This is a genomic window from Ensifer sp. SSB1, from assembly GCF_016652895.1.
Taxonomy (GTDB): Bacteria; Pseudomonadota; Alphaproteobacteria; order Rhizobiales; family Rhizobiaceae; genus Ensifer.
In genome coordinates this window covers 15158-27857 of the sequence record NZ_JAEPRP010000010.1, presented here as the reverse complement: position 1 = coordinate 27857, position 12700 = coordinate 15158, and the positions used below count along the sequence as shown (strand labels likewise).

The window sequence follows — 12700 nt, the reverse complement described above, 5'->3', positions numbered from 1 at the left end:
GGGCGCAACGAGCAGGCCCTCGCCGTCATGCAGCAGGTCGCGATCAACAATCCGTCGGACCGGGAGGTGCTCGGCGCCTATGGCAAGGCGCAGGCCGCGGCCGGCCAGCTCGATCAGGCGCTGTCGACGATCAGCCGTGCCCAGACCCCGGACCGTCCGGACTGGAAGCTGAAATCGGCCGAGGGAGCGATCCTCGACCAGCTCGGACGTCCGCAGGAGGCGCGCACGCGCTACCGCGAAGCGCTCGAACTCAAGCCGAACGAACCGTCCGTGCTTTCCAACCTCGGCATGTCCTACCTTCTGACCAAGGACCTTCGCACAGCGGAAACCTATCTCAAGTCGGCAACCGGCCAGCCCGGCGCTGACAGCAGCGTGCGCCAGAATCTCGCACTTGCCGTCGGGCTTCAGGGACGTTTCCAGGAGGCCGAGACGATCGCCCGACAGGAGCTCTCCAGCGAACAAGCGGAAGCGAACGTCGCCTACCTGCGCTCGATGCTTTCTCAGCAGGGTGCCTGGAAGCAGCTGGCCAAGCCTGACAATGCCAAGGCCGCGAACTAGCCGCGCCGCCGCGCTGCATCGAACAATCAGTTGAAAAGGCTTGAAACGCTTTGGTCTCTAGCCGTGCGGACCAAGGCTTCGCCTATCAATGGCGCGATGGCGAGGCGTCTGATGTTGGAGGTTTGACGCTGAGCTTCGGTTTCGCGAATGGAGTCGGTCACGACCAATTCCTTGAGGCTGCTGGCACCAATGCGTTCGCAGGCACCTTCGGAAAGAACGCCGTGGGTGATATAGGCTGAAACATCCGTGGCGCCCGCCTCCAACAACGCCTCAGCCGCGTTGATCAGCGTCCCGCCGCTATCGACGATGTCGTCGATCAGCAGACAGCTTTTGCCGGACACTTCGCCAATAATGTTCATCACTTCCGACACGCCGGCGCGGGGTCGCCGTTTGTCGACGATCGCAAGATCGGTCCCAATGCGCTTGGCGATGCCGCGGGCTCTCGCCACGCCGCCCACATCAGGCGAAACGACCATGAAGTTGCGGACGTCGTGGCGCCCTTCAATGTCGCGGGTCATCACCGGCGCCGCATAAAGATTATCGGTCGGAATATCGAAAAAGCCCTGAATCTGATCCGTATGCAGATCGAGCGTCATGACCCGATTGACACCCGCACCGGCGATCATGTTGGCGACCAGCTTCGCAGAGATCGGTGTGCGGCCAGTGGCCCGGCGGTCCTGACGGGCATAGCCGAAATATGGGATGACGGCGGTAATACGGCGAGCTGATGAGCGGCGCAGCGTATCCGTCAGAATCAACAGCTCCATGAGATTGCCGTCAGCAGGCGTGCTTGTTGACTGGAGGATATACACGTCCTCGCCGCGGACGTTCTCATGAAGTTGAACGTGGATTTCCTGGTCGGCGAAGCGCTTGACCGTGCAATCGGCCAGGGGGAGATCCAGGTAATTGGCAATGGCTTCGGCAAGGGCGCGGTTGGAGTTGCCGGTCACCAGCTTCATGAGCGCGATCCTGTTTTCAAGGAACCTTCGGGAGCAAGGTTTGAGCTTGCCACACCTTTAGTCGTTTGCGCGCTCAATCACAACCAATCGCGTCCCGCTCTTGCGAAACGATCGCTTTGGTTGTCCGCCCTTGGGCCTGGACCTTGGAAGGCCCCGAAGAGTGCCGGCGCCCTTGCTCCAGAGCTTTCCACGCCCGCGACCAACCTTCAAGCGGGGCGCCTTAGAACTTGTCGGCAACCTGGATGCCAGCAGGCCCGAGAATAACGGCGACCAGAACGGGCAGGAAGAAGAGGATCATCGGCACCGTCAGTTTCGGTGGCAATGCCGCGGCCTTCTTCTCGGCCGCTGTCATGCGCTGATCGCGGCTTTCCTGCGCAAGAACGCGCAAGGCCTGGGCGATCGGCGTGCCGTAGCGATCCGCCTGGATAAGGGCCTGGACGACCGACCTGACCTCGTCCAGGCCGGTGCGGACGCCGAGGTTTTCAAGCGCTGCACGACGCTCGGGCAGGAAGGAAAGTTCTGCCGTCGTGAGTACCAGTTCTTCCGCGAGAGGCTGTGACTGGGCCGCGATTTCGTCGGCGACACGCCGCATGGCCAGCTCCATCGATACGCCGGATTCAACGCAGATCAGCAGCAGGTCCAGAGCATCCGGCCAGGCGCGCCGGATCGAGTGTTGACGCTTGGAGACTGCGTTGGCGACGATGATGTTGGGCGCATAGAAGCCGAGATAGGCGAAACCGATCGCGAAAAAGAGACGCACCATCAACGGCTTCTCTGCAAAGTTGCCGAGCACGAAGATGTAGACGAGCGCGACGAGCAGAAACAGAAAAGGCAGGCAGAAGCGCGCAAACAGGAAGGTATTGAGGGCGTTCTGCGAGCGGAAGCCGGCCATTTTCAAACGGTTGACGGTGTTCTCATCCATGAGTGCAGTGCGCAGGTTGAGCCGTTCGACGATCTGGCGGATGGAGGCGTTGTTCTGGCCACGCAGGCTTGCTCTGCCGCTCTGTACGTCGGCAAGCCGCGCGCGTTCGCGGGCCCGGATCTGCTCCCGCTCGCTGGCGACCGACTTCATCCGCTTTCCAAGATCCCCCCGTTCGAAGAACGGCACGATGAGAGAATAGAAGGTCGCAAGCACGGCGAGTGAGACCAGAACCGCAAGGAGGACGTTCGGATCGGTCAGTGTCTTGATCAGGCCCGTATTCATCGATGCCCCTCAGATATCGAAGTTGATCATGTTGCGCATCACCATGATGCCGACGCTCATCCAGAAGAGGCCGAGACCGATAATCAGGTGACCGCGCGGATCGGTGAACAGGACCGTCATGTAGGCGGGTGACGTCAGGTAGACCAACAAGGCAACGATGAACGGCAGCGCGCCGATAATGCAAGCGGATGCCTTGGCCTCCATGGACATCGCACCAACCTTTGCCCTCATCTTCTTGCGTTCGCGCAGTACCTTCGACAGGTTGCTGAGGGCTTCCGAGAGGTTGCCGCCCGCCTGTGCCTGAATGGCGATCACGATCGCGAAGAAGTTCACCTCGGGCAAAGGAATGCTGTTGATCATGCGGGCGCAGGCCTCGGTGACGCTCAAGCCGACCTGCTGGGATTCCACCACACGGCGGAACTCGGTCCTGACCGGCTCCTGGCCGTCAGCGGCAATGAGGCGGAGCGCATCATTGAGCGGCAGGCCCGATTTGATCGAGCGGACCATGATCTCGAGAGCGTTCGGGAATTCCTCGAGAAACTTCTTGCAGCGTCGTTTGACCAGGAAGCCCACAGACCAGCGAGGCAGGCCAAGGCCAGCGATCACGGCGATACCGACACCGATGGCGGGCCCAGCTCCCATGATCAGCGCGACGAGAAAGGCGAAGACGCCGAAAAGCGCGCTATACAGATAGAAGCGTCCGACGGACATCGAAAGATCCGCCTGGGTCAGCCGCACCTTCATCGAAGGGGAAGACTTGGCCGAGCGCTCCTGCTGCTTCTTCTCGAGTTCCTTCAACGAATCCTGGACGGATTTGCGCCGCTTCGACAGTTCGCTGACACGGTCACGCGCTGCCTTCACCTTGGCGCGGTCCGTTTCAGCCGCACTGACCTTGCGCACGCGGCCTTCCGCTTTCTTTTCGCTTTCGATACGCGAGAACAATAGGACGTAGGCCAGCGCCGCCGCCGATATGGCGACAAGAGCGGCCAACGCCAGAACGGTGATGTCTATGCCGAACATCGCAGCTCCTAGTTCTTGTCCATGGCGTCAAGGGTGGAGGCCAGGCGTTTATCCTCGTTGAAATAACGGGCGCGATCCCAGAAATGCGGGCGACCGATGCCGGTCGAGGTGTGGCGGCCAATGATGCGGCCGTTGGCGTCCTCGCCATCAATCTCGTAGCGCATCAGGTCCTGCGTGATGATCACGTCGCCTTCCATACCCACCACCTCGGTAATGTGGGTGATGCGGCGGGAGCCGTCGCGCAGGCGCGACGCCTGGATGATCACGTCGACCGATCCGGCAATGATCTCGCGCACGGTCTTGGCCGGCAGACTATAACCGCCCAGCGCGATCATCGATTCCATGCGGCTCAGGCATTCGCGCGGCGTGTTGGCGTGGATCGTTCCCATCGAGCCGTCATGACCGGTGTTCATCGCCTGAAGCAGATCGAAGACCTCGGGGCCACGCACTTCGCCGACGATGATGCGTTCCGGCCGCATACGCAGGCAGTTCTTGATGAGATCGCGCATCGTGATCTCACCCTCGCCTTCGATGTTCGGTGGGCGCGTTTCCAGACGCACGACATGCGGCTGTTGCAATTGCAATTCCGCCGTATCCTCACAGGTGATGACCCGCTCGTCGGTGTCGATGTAGCGCGTCAGGCAATTGAGCAATGTCGTCTTGCCCGAGCCGGTGCCGCCCGAAATGACGATGTTGCAGCGAACGCGACCGATAATCTGCAAGAGGACGGCGCCTTCCGGCGTTACCGAGCCGAAGCGGACGAGCTGCTCCAGCGTGAGCTTGTCCTTCTTGAATTTGCGGATGGTCAGTGCCGTTCCGTCGATGGCAAGCGGCGGGGCGATGACGTTGACGCGTGATCCGTCCGGCAGGCGGGCGTCGCAGATCGGGCTCGATTCGTCGACGCGGCGGCCGACCTGGCCGACGATGCGCTGGCAGATCGACAGGAGCTGGGCGTTATCGCGGAACCGGATCTCGGATTCCTGGACCTTGCCGCCGACTTCGATGAAGGTCTGACCGGCGCCATTGACCATGATGTCGGCGATGTCGTCGCGCGCAAGCAGCGGCTCGAGCGGGCCGTAACCCAGCACGTCGTTGCAGATATCGTCGAGCAGTTCCTCCTGCTCGGAGATCGACATCGCGAAGTTCTTGATCGTGATGATGTCGTTGACGATGTCGCGGATTTCTTCGCGCGCGCTCTCGGTATCGAGCTTGGCCAGCTGCGACAGGTCGATCGTGTCGATCAGCGCGGAGAATACCTGCGTTTTCGTATCGTAGTAGTCTTCCGTTCGCGCCGTGCGGCGCCGGGTCGGCGGAGCGACGGCGGGCTGAACCTTGGGGATCGCGGATGTCGGCTCGCCCAGAACAGGCACGGCGGGCCGTTCGATCGCCACCCGTTGCGCAGCCACAACGGGCGGAGGAACGGCAGAACCCGGGGTGCCGCTCTTGCCGAATCCTTCGTTTCCGCGTTTGCCAAACATCTGCGTGATCCTACGTCCTGTTTACTTCCTGCCGAGTGCGGCGAGCACCTTGCCAAGTCCGCCGCGCCGGGCCTTTTTCATCGTCACCCGACCGGTCAGAAGATGTGCGAGCTGCGAAAACGTTTCGGCCGCCGGCGCCTTCTTGTCGATCTCCGCGATCATCCGCCCGCTGTTCGACGCATTGCCGAACAGGGCCGCGTCAAAGGGAATAATCGCGACCGCTTCGGTTTCCAGCGATTCGCAGAACTCGCTCGCCGTAATCTCCGGCCGCTTCGGCATCCCGACCTGGTTCAGCACCAGATGGGGCGGTTTGTCGTTTGGACGCAGTTTCTTCATTGCGTCGAGCAGGTTCTTGGTATTGCGCAGGCTGGCGAGATCAGGGGTTGCCGTGATCACCAGTTCGTCGGCTTCGCCGAGCACGGCGCGGGTCCAGTCCGTCCACACATGCGGGACGTCAAGGACGGAAACGGGCGCACTGCGCTGCAGTATTTCCAGGATCGGGTGGAACGCGCCGGTCTCGAAATCATAGGCCCGGTCCAGCATGGAAGGGGCGGCCAGAAGCGACAGGTGATCGGAGCATTTGGTTAGCAACCGGTCGAGGAACACTTCGTCCAGGCGTTCCGGCGCGAATACAGCTTCGGCAATGCCCTGCGGCGGATCCTGGTCGAAATCGATATTGGCCGTGCCGTAGGGCAGATCGAGATCGGCGAGAATGGTCTCGGTCGAGAAGAGGCTGGAAATGCCCCAGGCGCAGTTGTGCGCGATCACGGATGAACCGCAGCCGCCCTTGGCACCGATGAAGGCGATGCTTCGGCCAAGGGGTTCGGCGTCCGGATCGACGAAGATCGCCGAAACGGCGGTCAGGATGTCCGGCATGGCCACTGGCGCGACCATGTATTCGGAAATGCCGTTGCGGATGAGTTCGCGATAGAGCCCGATGTCGTTGTATTTACCGACGAGGATCACCTTGGTGCTCGGGTCGCAGACCGCTGCAAGCGGCGCCAGCTCGCTCAGAAGCGATCGCGGTTCGGTCGATGTCTCAAGGATTATGAGATTGGGGGTGGATACGGTCGCGAACATGTTTGCAGCCGCGTCGATGCTGCCGCTGTTGATCCGCAGGCTGACCTTGGCCATGCGCCGGTCCTGCCCGCAACGCTCCATCAGCCGCTGCATCGCATTGGTTTCGCAAAAGGCGTGGATCGATATCCGCGGCAGTGGGCGCACCTGCTCCAGGTCGCCCGTACGCACCTGGTCGAAGGAGGGATCGTCCCCCTCGACACCGGTCTCGATCCTGTAATCGATCGTGCTCATATCTCCATCCCGCCGTTGTCAGTTGAAGATGACGACCGGGCCGTCGCTCTTCTCGGTTCCGCGCCAGTCCGTGATCACCTGACCGCGCTGTACCGCGTCGATCGGCGACGTCTGGCGCGGACCGAGGAGATCGGTCGGGTTGGCGAGCTGGGCTGCAAGGTTCGATTGCGAGGCGCAGCCGAAATTGTAGTAGTTCTTGTTTTCCATGGTGTTGAGGTTCAGATCTTCCGGCCAGGTGCCGCAGGGCGCCGTCTGGGCGGTGATCGCAACGTAGCTCAAGCGGATCGGTGCCGCGTCTCCATAGGGTCCGGCGTCGTAGCTGGTCTCGAGCAGGCGCTTGGCCGGGACGCCAGTGGCAACCAGGACGCCGCGAATCTCTCTACGCATTGCTTGGGCCGCACTGCTGTTGGCCGCGCCGCGCGGCATCATGATTTGCACGACGCCGCTTGCCGAATTGCGATAGTCAGAGGCGAACCCGGCGATGACGTCACGCGTGCCCTGGGTCAGGCGGTGATCGCCCGAAGCGATCGGAATGTCGATTGCACGTTCGCCTTCAGCAAGCACGATTGGATGCCTGGTGCGATAGTCGTCCGGGATAGAGCCAGTGGCGAGATTGTCCCGCGTACCGCAGCTCGCTAGGAAAATACCAGCAATGGCCAGCATGGCCATACGGCTCGTGCATCGCATGAAGGCGCTGGATGTGCTCATGGACATGGCATTCGGCCTTTCAGGTGTCTCTTGGGTACCGGTTCGAAGCGTCATGACCCGACCTATTTGTAAATGAAGCCGACATTGCCGTGGTAGCGACCCGCTGGAGCGGCCGCCTCCGGCCGCCCGTAGATGCGGTTCACCCGGCCAAGGAAGTAGCTGTCGAGATCATTGGCCGGATTGAAGTTGTCGTCAGGCCGGGAAATCGCGCTTCTGGCAACGGGACGGACCAGATAGGGCGTCGCGATGATGACAAGCTCGGTCTCGTTGCGCACGAAATCCTTGCTGCGGAACAGCGTGCCAAGGACCGGGATTTTCGCTGCCCCCGGAATGCCCGACATCGCCTGGCGAATATTATCCTGGACCAGGCCGGCAATGACGATCGAACCGCCGGACGGCAGTTCGACGCTGGTCGAAGCCTCGCGCCTGCGGACTCCGAGGAAGGTATTGCCAGGAACGGAGGCTTTGCCGTTGCCGGTCACGACCGACCCCTCATAGGTGGGTTCCGAGACATTCGTCTCGATCTGCAGGCTAATGCGTCCAGGCCCAAGAACGACGGGTTTGAAGTTCAAACGGATGCCATATTCGACATCGTTGACTTCGCGCGTGACCTTGGCATCACCGGTATCCTTGTCGGTCGTGACTTCCTGGACCCCCGCCAGGCGAAACTCACCGCCGACATAGAACTTTGCCTCTTGACCGGAGATCGCCGTCAGGCTCGGCTCGGCAAGCGTTCGCATCACACCCGCCTGCTCCATCGCGTTGATGTAGCTGGAAATTGTCGTGCCACCGATGGTCCCGTTGATCACCGCGTTGGCACCGACGCCAATCGCGTCGCCCAGGTTGGCCGGGTTACGGAAACCGATGCCGCTTTCGCCGTCGCTGACGCGGCCGTTGAAACCGAGCTGCTTCAGCACCTGGCGGCTGACTTCGGCAACCGTGACCTTGAGGTTGACCTGGTCATCGCCGTCGATCGTCAGCAGGTTGACGATCTGCGAAACCTGCCGGTCTTCAGCAAAAATGTCCGCATCGCCGTTGTTGCCCTGGGCGGTAATGTTGCGCGTGGTCGCCTCACCGCCCTGGAGGAAGGCCTTGGCGAGATCGACGGCACGGGTAGAATCGAGCGGCGTTCGCACCGTTCCGGTCAGCACGATGTTGTCCGAGATAATCTCGACGTTGATGTCGGCGTCCGGAATGAAGCGGCGCAAATTCGACTGAAGGTTGGCAATATCGCGTTCAACCTCGATGTCGAGGCTGACGATCTCCTCGCCGTTGGGGCCGAAGACAAAAATGTTGGTCTGGCCGACGGACTTCCCGAAAAGGTAGATACGTCGCGACGTGCGGGTCACAGCGTCGGCCAGCGACGGGTCTGCGACGAGAATATCGTGCGCGTCCGCGGGCAGGTCGACGACCACGGCCTTGTTCAAGCCAAGACTGACCTTCTTCTTTACGCCAGGGCCGCTTTCGACGATCCGTACGACCGACGAAGCAGCTGCCAATGCCGCTGGCGGCGTCGGCAAATACGTGCCAGAAAACGCCAGGCAGAAGGATAAACCGGCTGCGACAGACGCCCGAAATTTGTTTCCGCTCCGCTTCACCTTAAGCCCCGTTCTAACCTGGTTACTGCTGTGATTGGCCGACGGCGCCATCGCTCTTGACGATGGACCCGGATTTGATGACCTGGATGCTCGGCTGACCGTCACCGCTCAACAGGTAGTCTGCGGCGTCGGTATCGGATTCCTGTGCGTCGGCGACGCTTCTAAGCGCCAATGAAATGCGCTCGGCCATCTGCTGCGCGACCGTCATCACCTTCGACTGGTCGGGCGTCAGCTCCAGTGTGGCGGTGGTGCCGACGACGGATTTCGTGCCATCTTCCTTCTCCTCGACCTGCTGGTCGATTGCCAGGACGCGTACATTGCTGAGCACTGTTTCGGTCAGGTAGTGTTCGCCATCGCCCTTGCGGACCATGATGACGTCGACACGATCGTTCGGCAGGATGAAGCCGCCGGCACCTGTCGCGACCGTGATCTCGGTCGCGACAGCGCGTTTGCCCGCCGGCAACAGCGACGACATGATTCGATTTGACGAGTCGGCAACTTTTTCATGACGCACCGGCTCGCCGTTGAAGATCGGCAGGCGAACGACGGCTCCGCTCAGATCGTCGATAGCCGACGGCTGACTTTCGTCGGTAATCAGGCCGTCAACCACACCGTCCTTCGGCCAGGCCATCCAGTGGATGGAATCGCCGCCAAGGCGCGATCCGACAGGAAGGCTCTTGCTGGCAACCAGGACGTTGACGGTCGGCGCCCGCTCGACAACGGGCTCTGCGGTCAGCTGCGCCGGAGCGCGCGTCAGCTTCATCGCCAATAGACCAGCCATCGCGGCCGATAGGACGGCCACCGCCAGTATGATGATGCGAACCGGTTTCATGATCGTTTCCGAGCCCCGAAAAAATGCCAGGATCAGATTGATCAGGAATTGGTGTAATTATAGTTAACGGATTACTTATGAGGACAGTTAACGAAAGATGACGCCTCGCGCCTCATACTAGGAAAGGCGTGCAAAGGCCGCTTCCATAAGCGGGGAAGACGGATAGGCGGCAAAGCCACCGAGCGCGATCGCAATTCCGTACGGAATCTTCTTGGCTGTCAGCAAGAGTTGAGGAACGGGGATCCCACTCGCAAGTATCGTATCCTCCTGGCGACGCAGCATCAGGATGGCAAGCGTCAGCATGCCTCCGAACACGGAAACGTACAGGAGAAAAGCAGTCAACGAAGGGGTGAAGCCAAACCAGATGGCGCTGGCCGTCAAAAGTTTGGCGTCGCCGCCGCCCATCACGTTTGCGGCAAACAGGCCGAAGCATACGACAAAGACAGCCAGAGCCGCGGCCAGATGCTGACCGATCTCGATGAAATCGAGCCCCGCCAACAGCGCCACAACGAAAAAGCTGGCCAGAAGGATCACCGAAACACGATTGGGAATCGTCATGGTCAGCAGGTCCGAAAACGCTGCAAATCCCAGACAAAAGGGAAAAACCACGAAAATGGCAGCCTCAGTCATGGTTCCTGCCTCCAAGAAGAGCGCACGTAATCTCTGGTTCCCCATGGGGTTCCAGATAACAATGGAGCCGCTTTTGCAGCGGCTCCATTTCAGTCTATTGCGGGACCGGTTCGTTAGATCTTGCCGCTTGTCGCAATATTCGATCCGATCTTGTTGAGCGCGGAATCGAGGGTATTGCCAAGCGTGGTTGCACCAGCGATCAAGGCTGCGGAAACGAGCGCCGCGATCAGACCATACTCGATGGCAGTTGCGCCGCTGTCATCCCGCCGCAAGCAGCGGAAAATCTTCGCCATGCGAACGTCTCCCCGCTTGAACCGGCCAGTCCGATTAGAGGCTGCCCGTGCTTTCCGTAAGCTTGGTGCCCAGGCCGTCGAACGTGGTGTTGAGCGCGTTGCCAAGTGTGCTTGCGCCAGCAATGAGGGCAACCGAGATGAGGGCGGCGATCAGGCCGTACTCGATAGCGGTCGCGCCGGACTCGTCCTTCATCAGACGGGCAAAAATCTTCTTCATGATGATTCTCCTACTTCACAGTTGTTGTTCAGCACTTCCGCCAACTGTTTGCCGTTGATCGGATGACCTCAAATTAGTCTTGGCGCATTTCCATCGACTTAAAGAAGGCGGTTACCGACAGGTTAACGATGCGTCCCTGATTTTTGGGTAAACGAACAGAAAACGGCACAGCGACCATCCGGTCTCGAAATGAGCGGTTTAACGGTTCATTCACCAAGACGAGTGAGTATGGCGTGAGCATCACCTCAAGGACCCGCCATGACCATGCCATCCGCGACCGGCCGAGCCGCCCTGTTTGCTTTCGTGATCGCATCGCTCACCCCGGTGGTCGCCGCTGGTGCGGAGAACGACATGATGCGCGTCTACATGGATCACGCGCGTGTGCTCAAACTCGACCGCCCGGTCAGCAAGGTCATCATCGGCAATGCCGAAGTGGCAGACGCCACGGTTGCCGACGCCCGAACCATCGTCATCACCGGCCGCAATTTCGGCACGACCAATCTGGTCATCCTCGACCAGGACGGAAACGCCATCGTCGATGAGCGGATTCTGGTCTCGATAGATGAAGGCAACACCGTGCGCGTCTACAAGCAGACGTCCCGCACCGTGCTTTCCTGTACGCCAAATTGTGAACGGCATGCGGAACGCAAAACCACAGGTAGCACCAACTGAATTTTATGGGTTTTGACCCGCGATTCGTTAAAATGCACCTGATCGGCAGGAACGAAATATCAACGCTTGCTCCATAATCTGCCGCCCGTCTGGCGTAACATGATGGGACGGCACAATGAGCATCGAGCAGGCAATCGAACGTGCGAGCGAGCCTGATATCAGGCGAAAAGGCCTTCTGCGCCGCTTCATCCGCAACCGCAAAGGCACGACGAGCATCGAGTTCGCAATCCTCGCCCTGCCCTTCTTCCTCGTGATTTTCGCCTCGCTCGAAACCTTTGCCGCCTTCTATGGCGACCAGCTCCTGGCGAACGCGACGGAGACAATGGCGCGCAAGGTTCGCACCGGCCAGATTACCTTCCAGCGGGGCAAGGCCACGGATATGACTCAGGCGCAGTTTCGCCAGGCCTTCTGTAACGAAATCTCGATCCTGATGAAATGTTCCGCCACCGAAGCCGTCCAGCCTTCGCAGTTCTATCTCGACGTTCGCGCGGTCACGGACCTCAGCAAATTTCCAGTGAACATCCCGCGCAAGGCAGGTTCGACAGATATTGATACGACCGGCTTCAAGTTTGCCCCCGGCGGTCCGGGCAGCTTCAATGTGGTGCGTGCCTACTATCGCTGGAGCGTGATCACCGACCTCGTCCGACCGTTCGTCACCAATCTGCGACCCGCCGGCGCCAGCATGCCGAAGGATTATCTCATGGTGGCGACCGCCACCTTCCGAAACGAGAACGAGTGAGGTTCGCCGTGAAGCAGATTGCGATGCAAAAGAACCTCAAAGCTATTTCCGGTAAGTTTCGTGCGCTGCGACGCGACAGGCGCGGCGTCGGAGCCGTCGAATTCGCGATTGTCGCACCCTTGCTGATCATGACCTATCTCGGCGCCTTCGAGCTATCTGTCGGCTTTACGGTCGCGGGCAAGACCGCGCGCGCTGCAAGTGCGGTCGCTGACATCATCGCGCAGCAATCGGAAGTCAACAAAGCCTTCCTCGCCAACGTGCCGAACATCGCCAAGAGCATTCTGCAGCCCTATGGGAACGCGAACTACACGCTGAAGATCACCGGTATCGAAGTCTCGGGCACCAACGAAGGCACCGTCATTTGGTCGCGCGATCAAGCCGGCGCGGTTCCCTACACCGTCAATTCGAAGGTCGCCCTGCCCGGTCAATTCACGGCCAACAAATCCTTCGTCATTCGGACGGAGTTGACAGTGCCGCATGA

The 12700-nt window shown here is 60.4% G+C and carries 15 protein-coding genes; 4 read left to right on the top strand and 11 right to left on the bottom strand.

The annotated features are described in order from the left end of the window. Window positions 1–558: tetratricopeptide repeat protein (locus tag I8N66_RS04250; RefSeq protein WP_291150067.1), on the top strand; the 558-nt coding region annotated here is incomplete at its 5' end. Window positions 559–584: 26 nt separating this feature from the next. On the opposite strand, the gene I8N66_RS04245 is transcribed toward I8N66_RS04250, so the two are convergent. The 11 genes from I8N66_RS04245 to I8N66_RS04195 form a co-directional block, all read right to left on the bottom strand. Further along, on the bottom strand, window positions 585–1517 hold the full coding sequence (locus I8N66_RS04245; RefSeq protein WP_291150064.1) for a ribose-phosphate pyrophosphokinase: 933 nt from the start codon (window positions 1515–1517) through the stop codon (window positions 585–587). A 220-nt stretch (window positions 1518–1737) separates the two neighbouring features. After that, on the bottom strand, window positions 1738–2721 hold the full coding sequence (locus I8N66_RS04240; RefSeq protein ID WP_113539899.1) for a type II secretion system F family protein: 984 nt from the start codon (window positions 2719–2721) through the stop codon (window positions 1738–1740). A gap of 9 nt (window positions 2722–2730) precedes the next feature. After that, window positions 2731–3741, bottom strand: coding sequence for a type II secretion system F family protein (locus I8N66_RS04235; protein WP_113539898.1), 1011 nt, complete (start codon window positions 3739–3741; stop codon window positions 2731–2733). A gap of 8 nt (window positions 3742–3749) precedes the next feature. Beyond that, entirely contained in the window at window positions 3750–5219 is a 1470-nt protein-coding gene (locus I8N66_RS04230; protein ID WP_291150060.1) for a CpaF family protein, read from the bottom strand. Between the two features lie 21 nt (window positions 5220–5240). After that, the gene (locus I8N66_RS04225; protein WP_113539896.1) at window positions 5241–6530 is read right to left on the bottom strand and encodes a CpaE family protein; all 1290 of its coding nucleotides are present in this window, start codon (window positions 6528–6530) and stop codon (window positions 5241–5243) included. Window positions 6531–6548: 18 nt separating this feature from the next. Next, entirely contained in the window at window positions 6549–7199 is a 651-nt protein-coding gene (locus tag I8N66_RS04220) for a CpaD family pilus assembly protein (protein WP_291150158.1), read from the bottom strand. A gap of 101 nt (window positions 7200–7300) precedes the next feature. Beyond that, on the bottom strand, window positions 7301–8836 hold the full coding sequence (locus I8N66_RS04215; RefSeq protein WP_291150056.1) for a type II and III secretion system protein family protein: 1536 nt from the start codon (window positions 8834–8836) through the stop codon (window positions 7301–7303). Window positions 8837–8858: 22 nt separating this feature from the next. After that, window positions 8859–9668, bottom strand: a complete 810-nt coding sequence (gene cpaB / locus I8N66_RS04210; RefSeq protein WP_291150053.1) for a Flp pilus assembly protein CpaB — start codon at window positions 9666–9668, stop codon at window positions 8859–8861. A gap of 117 nt (window positions 9669–9785) precedes the next feature. Then, the gene (locus tag I8N66_RS04205) at window positions 9786–10298 is read right to left on the bottom strand and encodes a prepilin peptidase (protein WP_291150051.1); all 513 of its coding nucleotides are present in this window, start codon (window positions 10296–10298) and stop codon (window positions 9786–9788) included. A 113-nt stretch (window positions 10299–10411) separates the two neighbouring features. After that, window positions 10412–10591 carry a Flp family type IVb pilin gene (locus I8N66_RS04200; protein WP_113539891.1) on the bottom strand — a complete coding sequence of 60 codons (180 nt, stop codon included), beginning with the start codon at window positions 10589–10591 and terminating at the stop codon, window positions 10412–10414. A gap of 34 nt (window positions 10592–10625) precedes the next feature. Continuing rightward, a complete protein-coding gene (locus I8N66_RS04195) occupies window positions 10626–10808 on the bottom strand; it encodes a Flp family type IVb pilin (RefSeq protein WP_113539890.1) in 183 nt (60 codons plus the stop codon). Window positions 10809–11066: 258 nt separating this feature from the next. Between I8N66_RS04195 and I8N66_RS04190 the strand changes: the two genes are divergently transcribed. The 3 genes from I8N66_RS04190 to I8N66_RS04180 all read left to right on the top strand — a co-directional run. Then, window positions 11067–11480, top strand: a complete 414-nt coding sequence (locus I8N66_RS04190) for a pilus assembly protein N-terminal domain-containing protein (RefSeq protein WP_113539889.1) — start codon at window positions 11067–11069, stop codon at window positions 11478–11480. A gap of 115 nt (window positions 11481–11595) precedes the next feature. After that, a complete protein-coding gene (locus I8N66_RS04185; protein ID WP_113539888.1) occupies window positions 11596–12219 on the top strand; it encodes a TadE/TadG family type IV pilus assembly protein in 624 nt (207 codons plus the stop codon). A 23-nt stretch (window positions 12220–12242) separates the two neighbouring features. Then, window positions 12243–12700, top strand: a 458-nt coding sequence (locus I8N66_RS04180; protein WP_291150047.1) for a TadE/TadG family type IV pilus assembly protein, incomplete at its 3' end; no start/stop codon positions are given.

Bases quoted from the DNA above. Each gene is read 5' to 3' on its own strand.
- I8N66_RS04190 (WP_113539889.1), top strand. From the start codon at position 11,067: ATGACCATGCCATCCGCGACCGGCCGAGCCGCCCTGTTTGCTTTCGTG.
- I8N66_RS04230 (WP_291150060.1), bottom strand. From the start codon at position 5,219: ATGTTTGGCAAACGCGGAAACGAAGGATTCGGCAAGAGCGGCACCCCG.
- I8N66_RS04240 (WP_113539899.1), bottom strand. From the start codon at position 2,721: ATGAATACGGGCCTGATCAAGACACTGACCGATCCGAACGTCCTCCTT.
- I8N66_RS04205 (WP_291150051.1), bottom strand. From the start codon at position 10,298: ATGACTGAGGCTGCCATTTTCGTGGTTTTTCCCTTTTGTCTGGGATTT.
- I8N66_RS04185 (WP_113539888.1), top strand. From the start codon at position 11,596: ATGAGCATCGAGCAGGCAATCGAACGTGCGAGCGAGCCTGATATCAGG.
- I8N66_RS04235 (WP_113539898.1), bottom strand. From the start codon at position 3,741: ATGTTCGGCATAGACATCACCGTTCTGGCGTTGGCCGCTCTTGTCGCC.
- cpaB (WP_291150053.1), bottom strand. From the start codon at position 9,668: ATGAAACCGGTTCGCATCATCATACTGGCGGTGGCCGTCCTATCGGCC.
- I8N66_RS04200 (WP_113539891.1), bottom strand. From the start codon at position 10,591: ATGGCGAAGATTTTCCGCTGCTTGCGGCGGGATGACAGCGGCGCAACT.
- I8N66_RS04220 (WP_291150158.1), bottom strand. From the start codon at position 7,199: ATGGCCATGCTGGCCATTGCTGGTATTTTCCTAGCGAGCTGCGGTACG.
- I8N66_RS04195 (WP_113539890.1), bottom strand. From the start codon at position 10,808: ATGAAGAAGATTTTTGCCCGTCTGATGAAGGACGAGTCCGGCGCGACC.
- I8N66_RS04245 (WP_291150064.1), bottom strand. From the start codon at position 1,517: ATGAAGCTGGTGACCGGCAACTCCAACCGCGCCCTTGCCGAAGCCATT.
- I8N66_RS04225 (WP_113539896.1), bottom strand. From the start codon at position 6,530: ATGAGCACGATCGATTACAGGATCGAGACCGGTGTCGAGGGGGACGAT.